5 protein-coding genes are annotated in these 7,800 nt (G+C 71.4%); 3 read left to right on the top strand and 2 right to left on the bottom strand.

All coding sequences use genetic code 11. The annotated features are described in order from the left end of the window. Positions 1 to 1,605, bottom strand: a 1,605-nt coding sequence (locus tag QK444_RS28370) for a 1-acyl-sn-glycerol-3-phosphate acyltransferase (RefSeq protein WP_282785207.1), incomplete at its 3' end; no start/stop codon positions are given. Positions 1,606 to 1,876: 271 nt separating this feature from the next. Here QK444_RS28370 and QK444_RS28365 point away from each other — a divergent pair. Next, a complete protein-coding gene (locus QK444_RS28365) occupies positions 1,877 to 3,160 on the top strand; it encodes a salicylate synthase (RefSeq protein ID WP_282785208.1) in 1,284 nt (427 codons plus the stop codon). Positions 3,161 to 3,285: 125 nt separating this feature from the next. After that, entirely contained in the window at positions 3,286 to 3,429 is a 144-nt protein-coding gene (locus tag QK444_RS28360) for a hypothetical protein (RefSeq protein ID WP_282785206.1), read from the top strand. Positions 3,430 to 3,661: 232 nt separating this feature from the next. Here QK444_RS28360 and QK444_RS28355 read toward each other — a convergent pair whose 3' ends face one another. After that, a complete protein-coding gene (locus QK444_RS28355; protein WP_282785205.1) occupies positions 3,662 to 5,314 on the bottom strand; it encodes an AMP-binding protein in 1,653 nt (550 codons plus the stop codon). A gap of 115 nt (positions 5,315 to 5,429) precedes the next feature. Here QK444_RS28355 and QK444_RS28350 point away from each other — a divergent pair. Next, a partial coding sequence (locus QK444_RS28350; RefSeq protein ID WP_282785204.1) for a condensation domain-containing protein occupies positions 5,430 to 7,800 on the top strand: 2,371 nt, incomplete at its 3' end.

Raw genomic sequence — 7,800 nt, 5'->3', positions numbered from 1 at the left:
CGCCGTTGCCGGGTTCGACGCTGCTGGTTTCGACGCTGCTGGATCCGACATAGCCGGGTTCCACGTACGCGGGTTCGACGCTGCCGGAGCGGTGTCCGCCGCCGTCGCGGCCGGATCCGATGTGCTCGGCGCGGTGCCCGCCGCAGCGGGGGCCGATGCTGTCGGAGCCCCGCCCGCGGTCGTCGCGCGCGGGCTCGATGCCGGTTTCGAGATCGCCGGTCCCGGAGCCTTTCCCGGATCGGCGGGTTCGACGAGCGGGTCGCCGTGCGCGATCAACCGCTCCCGCGCCGAGAGCGCTTCCCCGAAGCGCACATACACGCGCCCCGCCGAATGCTGCTGGTTGCGTACGTACCGTGCCAGCCAGGCCAGCCCCTCGGGTTGCTTCTTGCCGCCGGTCTGTTCGTCGGCGATGGCCCCGATCTCGTTGAGCCGCTCGTAGGTGATGGACACCGGCACCAGCATCACATCGTCCACGCGGCCCGAGCGCAGCGCCGCCGCGAGATAGTTGAGCAGGCCGTATCGCGGCGGCCGCAGTTTTCCGGTGCGGGTGCGCCCGCCCTCGAAGTACCACTCCAGGTTGAACCGCTTGGCGAGCAGGTAGGCGAAGTACTCCTCGACGACGGCCTTGTACACCTCGTCGTCGCCGAAGCTGCGGCGGATGAATACGGTGCCGGTGCGCCGCGCGATCGGACCCATGGGCCAGAAGCTGAGATTGGCCCCGCCGATGACGTGATTGGGCGGGAAGTCGTTGCGGGCCAGCACATCCCCGAGTACGAAGGCGTCCACGTAGGACCGGTGCGAGGGCAGGAAGACCAGCGGGTAGCGCCGGTTGAGGCTGCGCAGCCGCTCGAAGCCGACGGGGTCGTCGTCGACCTTCCAGGTGGAGGCGTGCACGGGCCGCATGGCCTGGGTGAACAGATCGGAGACCAGGCGGCTCTGCGCGGCGACGAGTTCGCGCAGCGCCTTCTCCGCGCGGCGGTGCATCTCGCGCGGTGAGGTGCCGGTGTGCGCGGCGATATCGTCGAGGCGGCGCAGGAATTCGGGGGAGTCGAGGATCTCCTCGGCCACCAGGCGCGGCACCTTGTAGCGGTCGCCGATGACGGCGCGTTCCGCGCGCTCCAGGGCGACGATGCCCGCGCGCACGATGGCGCGGGCGAACGCCTCGGCCGCACCGGCGGCTCCGGGATTGTTGGCGCGCAGCTCACTCAGGCGCGCGGGCTGCCCGGTGAGCACCAGGTGCCGGTCGGGCGCCTTGCCGATGAGTCGCCGCTGCATGAGGCGGTTGGGTTTGCGCGGATTGCTGAGGGTGATGAGATCGGTGAAGGTGGTGCGCCGCACGCCGTCTCGTTCCGGTGGCAGCCACAGCACCCGTACCGGCACCACGAGCGGGTCGTCGTGGCGGTCGACCAGGCGGGTGGCGATGGCGGTGGGGTCGAGGTCGATCTGGGTGACGGGCGCTTCGGTGCCGAATTCCTGGTTGATGCCGCCCTCGGCCAGCCAACTGCCGACGAGTTCACGTTCGACGTGGGTGGTGGAGTCGACCAGCGCTACCACCGAGCGCGGGGCGGTGGTGGCCGTGGGTATCCGGCTGTCGTGGTCGATCATCTGTGATCCCTCCGCGCGTGCTGATGTTCTCCATTCAAGCGGATACGGGTGTCCGTGGTCGGCCGGTCGCGGGAAACACTGCCGAAAGCGTGGCGATTCGCGGGCGGGGTACGGGAGTGGCTGGCGCAACACTTCCACGCGAAACAGGTAATGCTAACCTTACTTCCCTGAGTTAGGTCAGCATTACCTTGGAGGACAGGTGTCGGCGACGGACGAACGAGTACGACTGGACTTTGCGCACAGTCCGGCGCCAGCCGCCCCGGAGGGCGGTATCGACCCCATCGCGGCGGTCACCGGCCTGGCAGCCGCCGACCGATTCGGTGAATACGTCGTCTACGAGAAGCCCGGCGAATGGGTGTTCGCCGCCGACCCGCTCGGCGGCATCGAACTCGACGCCGACGAGTTGCGGGTCAGTTGGGCGGGCGACATCACCGCCACGCCGTGGACCGGCAGCCCGGCGCGGGTCGTCGACCGCGCGCTCGCGAGCCTGCCGCTGGCCGGGCGCAATGCCTACGGCTGGATCGGCTTCGAATTCTGCGCTTGGGCGCTGGGCTCGACCCAGTACGTCCACCCCCGCGCCACCCTCGCGCACCTGATGATCCCGCGTATCGAGGTGCGGCTCAACGCCGCCGGCATCCAGGTGTCGGGTGCGACCACCGACGAGGCCGCCGACATCCTGGCGCTCATCGGGGCCGCGCAGGGCACCGCGCTGCCGACCGGACATCCGGTCGACGTGACCGGCGATCCGACCGGGTACCGGGAACGGGTGGCCAAGGCCGTCGCGGAGATCAACGCGGACCGCTACCAGAAGGTCATCCTGTCGCGGAAGGTGGAGTTGCCCTTCGCCGTCGACATCCCGTCCACCTACCGGCTGGGCCGGGCCAACAACACCCCGGCGCGATCCTTCCTGCTGCGCCTGGGTGCGCTGGAGGCCGCCGGGTTCAGCCCGGAGCTGGTCGCCGCGGTGGACGGCGATCGGGTGGTCACCACCGAACCACTCGCCGGGACACGCGCTTTCGGCCGCGGTGCGGAGGCCGACACCGCCGCGCGCGCCGATCTGCTCAGCGATCCCAAGGAGATCGTCGAGCACGCGCTGTCGGTGCAGACCTCCTTCGCCGAGATCGCGACCGTGGCCGAACCCGACACCACCGTCGTCGCCGACTACATGGCGGTGCGCGAGCGCGGCAGCGTGCAGCATCTGGCCTCCACCGTGCGCGGCACCCTGGCCGCCGACCGCAGCCCGTGGGACGCGCTGGAGGTGCTGTTCCCGTCGGTGACCGCCTCCGGCATCCCGAAGGCGGGCGGCGTGGATGCGGTCTTCCGCCTGGATCACGACGAGCGCGGCCTGTATTCGGGTGCCGTGGTGACGGTCTCGCCAGACGGCGCGCTGGAGGCCACCCTGGTGCTGCGCGCGGTCTACCAGACCGGCGAGGGCGCGTGGCTGCGCGCCGGTGCGGGTGTGGTGGGCCAGTCGCGGCCGGAGCGCGAATTCGAGGAGACCTGCGAGAAATTGGGCAGCGTCGCACCGTATGTGGTGCGCGCGCAACAGCGCTGAGGCCCCGCCGCGACCTCCGCGGGAAGTCCGGACCGGACTCCTCGGCACGACAGTGCGGCGCGACAACGCGGCCGAACACCTCCGCGCGGAGATCGAGTCGTCCCCTCGCGGACAGTCGGTCTCCGATGGACCGTGTGGCCCCCGGTGAGGGCGCGTGGCTGCGCGCCGGTGCGGGCGTGGTGGGCCAGTCGCGGCCGGAGCGCGAATTCGAGCAGACCTGCGAGGATTGGGCGGCGTCGCCCTATGCGATCCGGGAACAGCAGCACTGAGCCGACCTGACCGAAACCTCCGCGCCGAGACCGCGCCGCGTCTTCCCCTCGTCGGCGGTCGTGTCGCCGGTGGAATGCGTGTGGCCCCCGCCCGAGCAGGGGGCCACACGCGTTTCGGTCGGGGCGACACGGTGTTTCGCGCGCTCGTGCCCGATCGGGTCGACGAGTTCCGGTACGGCGCACCTGCGCTCCGGTGGCTGTCGCGCCGATGACCCGCGCGCGGGTACCCGGCTCAGCCCGCCGCGCGCAGCGCCTTCTTGTCGATCTTGCCGACCGCGGTGATGGGCAGGGTGTCGGCTTGGCGCAGCACATCGGGCAACTTGTAGGTGGCCAGGCCGCGGTCGGTGAGGAAGCGCTTGATCTCGGCGAGGCTGGGCAGCTCGCCCTCGACCACCAAGACGGCGCAGACCTTTTCGCCGAGGGCGGCGTCGGGCAGGCCGACGGCGGCGGCGTGCCGCACGCGGGGATGCGCGAGCAGGTGCTCCTCGAGTTCGTCGCACGACACGTTCTCCCCGCCGCGGTTGATCACGTCCTTGATGCGCCCGGAGACGATGAGATGTCCGCTGGGCAGGCGGCGCACCAGATCGCCGCTGCGGTAGAAGCCGTCCGGAGTGAAGGAGCGCGCATTGTGTTCCGGCGCACGGTAATAGCCGCGCAGGGTGTAGGGCCCGCGGGTGAGCAACTCACCCTCCTCGCCCTCGGGCACGTCATTGCCCTCCCCGTCCACGATGCGCAGTTCGTCGTGCGGGGACAGCGGGCGGCCCTGGGTGGTGCAGACGATCTCGTCGGAGTCGTCCAGGCGGGTGTAGTTGAGCAGGCCCTCCGCCATGCCGAACACCTGCTGGAGTCGCGCGCCGAGGGCGGGGGCGACCTCGCGGGCATTGACCTCCGCCAGGCGTGCGCCGCCGACCTGGAGCAGGCGCAGCGAGGAGAGGTCGGCCTCCTCCCAGTCGGTGGCCGCGCACCACAGCTGCGCCAGCGGCGGCACCACGGCGGTCACGGTGACCCGATGCCGTTCGATGGCGGCGAAGGCGCTCTCCGGGCTGGGGTCGGTGACGAAGGCGAGCGCGCCGCCGGTGGCCACGGTGCCCAGGATGCCGGGGCAGGCCAGTGGGAAGTTGTGCGCGGCGGGCAGCGTCGCGAGATAGACGTCCTCGGGTCCGAGTTCGCACACCGCGGCGCTGGCCGTGGCGTTGTAGGCGTAGTCGTCGTGGGTGCGCGCGATGAGCTTGGGCAGTCCGGTGGTGCCGCCGGAGACCAGCATCAGCGCGATATCGGCGGCGTCGATCTCGGGCAGCGAATCGCCCTCGCCGGAAATGGAATTCAGGTCGGTGAAGGTGCCCGGATCGCCGAGCACCAGCACATGGCGCAGGGTCGGAACGGCGGCGGCGACCTCGGTGGCGAGCACGCGGTAGTCGAAATCGCCCAGCCGGTCGGCGATCAGGTAGGCGACCGCGCCCGAGAGCCGGGTCAGGTGCTCGATCTCGGCGCGGCGGTGCGCGGGCAGGGTGAGCACCGGAATGATCCCGGCGCGCAGCAGGCCGAAGAGGATGCGCGGGAAGTCGGGGACGTTGGGCAGCTGCACCACCACGCGGTCGCCGGGGCGCAGCCCGAGCTTCAGGAAGCCGTGGGCGGTGCGGTCGGCGGCGGCGTCGAGTTCGGCGTAGGTCAGGGTGGCGTCGTCGGACAGCAGGGCCGGGCGGTCGGGCCGGGTGCGGGCCGTCTCGCGCAGCAGGCGGTCGAGCGGGCGGCCGGTCCAGTAGCCCGCGCGACGGTATTCGTCGGCGAGATCGGCGGGGAAGGGAACGAAGCCGTCGCGGTGGTCCTGGGCGGCTGGGGCTGGGATTGTCACGTCGTGCCTCTTACTCACGCTATGGGATGTCATGGTCACGCTAGCGAATGGCGCTACATAGGTTAGGCAACCCTATCTCAATGGGTTAGTCTGCTCGTGAAGGAGTCCGGGCGAATCCCGGCGGCACGGCACGAGGAGTGACAGCGGCATGGAGTCAGCGCAGAGCGGCAGCGACGCGACCGGCGCGGCGATCGGCAAGGACGAGATCCGCACCGCCATAGCCACCCACCTCGGCCTCGACCCCGCCGATATCGCCGACGGCGACGACCTCATCCAACTCGGCCTCGACTCCATCCGCACCATGAAGCTCGCGGGCGGCTGGCGCAAACGCGGCATCGCCGTGAACTTCGCCCAACTCGCCGCCGAACCCACCGTCGCCGACTGGTACCGCCTGCTCGGCGGCGACCCGGCCGCGCCGGAACCGGACCGTGGTGCGGGCGCACATCGCGCCCCCACCGAAATCGCCGGTGCGGCAGCCGATGGTGCCGCAGCGGCGGTGAACCATGCCGACAGCGCGGCGGGCGGATACAGCGCGGCCGCCCATGGTGAGAACGGCGTCGCGGGCGATGCCGATGCTCAGTCGGACGGTGCCGCGAAGAACAGTGCCGCGAGTGGGCGCGCGGCGGCGCGTGGATCCGTTACCGCGGCGGGTGGGTCCGACCCTGTGGCGGTGCCAGACCCTGTGGCGGCGGGTGGGTCCGGTGCTGTCGCGAGTGGTGCGGACGGTGCCGATACTCGGCCGGACCGCGCTGCCGTTCGGCCGCAAGGGCGCTCGGGCGCACCGGTCGGTGCGGATGGCGCGGCTGCCGGTGCGGACGCTGCGGCCGACGACGGTTCCCCGTTTCCGCTCGCGCCCATGCAGCACGCCTACTGGATCGGGCGGTCCGAGGGGCAGCAGTTGGGGGCGGTCGCGGCGCATCTGTATGTCGAATTCGACGGTGGGGATGTCGATCCCGGGCGTCTGGAGCGGGCGGCCGAGCTGCTGGTGGCGCGGCATCCCATGCTGCGCACGCGGTTCCTGCCCGACGGTACGCAGCAGACCCTGGAGCGTCCGGGGCGGCCGGTGTGGAGCGTGACCGATCTGCGGGATCGGGACGCCGCCGAGGTCGAGCGGGTGCTGGCGGCGCTGCGGGACGGCAAGACCCATCAGCTCATGGCGGTGGAGGACGGGCAGGTGATCGATATCGCCCTCACCCTGCTGCCGGGCGGTCGTACCCGCCTGCACCTCGATGTGGACATGCTCGCCGCCGACGCCATGAGCTACCGCATCCTGGTCGGCGACCTGGCGCGCCTCTACCACGGCGAGGAACTGCCGCCGCAGACCTACACCTTCCGCGAGTACCTGGCGGGCCAGGCCGCGCCGGGACCGGACCACGCACGCGCCCGCGACTGGTGGCAGCGCCGCCTGCCGGAACTGCCCGGCGCACCGGAACTTCCGCGCGCCTCGGAGCTGACGCACGCGACGGCACCCGCACCAGCCTCGGTACCCGCGTCGGCTGCGGTACCCGCGTCGGCTGCGGTACCCGCGTCAGCCGGGGCACCTGTGCCTGAGGCCGCGCCAGCCTCGGTACCCGCGTCGGCTGCGGTACCCGCGTCAGCCGGGGCACCTGTGCCTGAGGCCGCGCCAGCCTCGGCCGACGTGGACTCGAACCTCGGTGCGGGTGAGCGGCTCTCGGGAATCTCGGGCGGCTCGACCGGTGTCGATGCCGGCCACTCGGCCGAGATGCGGACCGTGCGCTTCCACCGCTGGCTGTCCCCGACCGCGAAGGCGCGCATGTTCGCGGCCGCGCACACCCGGGGCATCACCCCTGCCATGGCATTGGCGTCGGTATTCGCCGAGACCATCGGCGGCTGGTCGGCGCGGCGGCGGTTCCTGCTGAATCTGCCGCTGTTCCACCGGGAGCCGGTGCATCCGCAGGTCGACGGCGTGGTGGGCGACTTCACCTCCTCGGTGCTGCTGGAGGTCGATGTGACCGAACCGGCCACCGTCACCGAGCGCGCCCAGGCCCTGCAGCGCGAATTGCACGCCGCCGGTGCGCATTCGGCCTATTCGGGGCTGGAGGTGCTGCGCGATCTGGGCCGCCTGCGCGGTGAGCCGGTGCTCGCCCCGATCGTCTACACCAGCGCCATCAACCTCGGCGAACTCTTCGCCGAGCACGTCACCGACACCTTCGGCGACCCGGCCTGGATCATCTCCCAGGGCCCGCAGGTGCTGCTGGACGCCCAGGTCACCGAGGTTCGCGGCGGCCTCCTGCTGAACTGGGACGTCCGCGCCTCCGCCTTCCCCGCGGGCATGGTCGAGGCCATGTTCGCCCGCTACATCGACGCCATCCTCCGCCTGGCGGGCATCACCGACAGCTCCGAGGCCAGCGAAACCATCGGCGGGGCGGGGACATCGGCACGAGCGGCCACCGCATCCGCTCCGCGAGACGGTGCGGCCCTCGGAACGGCGGACGCGAGCCAGTCGCCCGCGTCGCGACCGGCGTACACGGCAGCGGCGCGAACATGGACCGCTGGCA

The sequence above is a fragment of the Nocardia sp. CC201C genome (assembly GCF_030010695.1).
Lineage (GTDB): Bacteria > Actinomycetota > Actinomycetes > Mycobacteriales > Mycobacteriaceae > Nocardia > Nocardia otitidiscaviarum.
The sequence above is the reverse complement of the archived record's forward strand: the minus strand, read 5'-3'. Positions and strand labels throughout refer to the sequence as shown.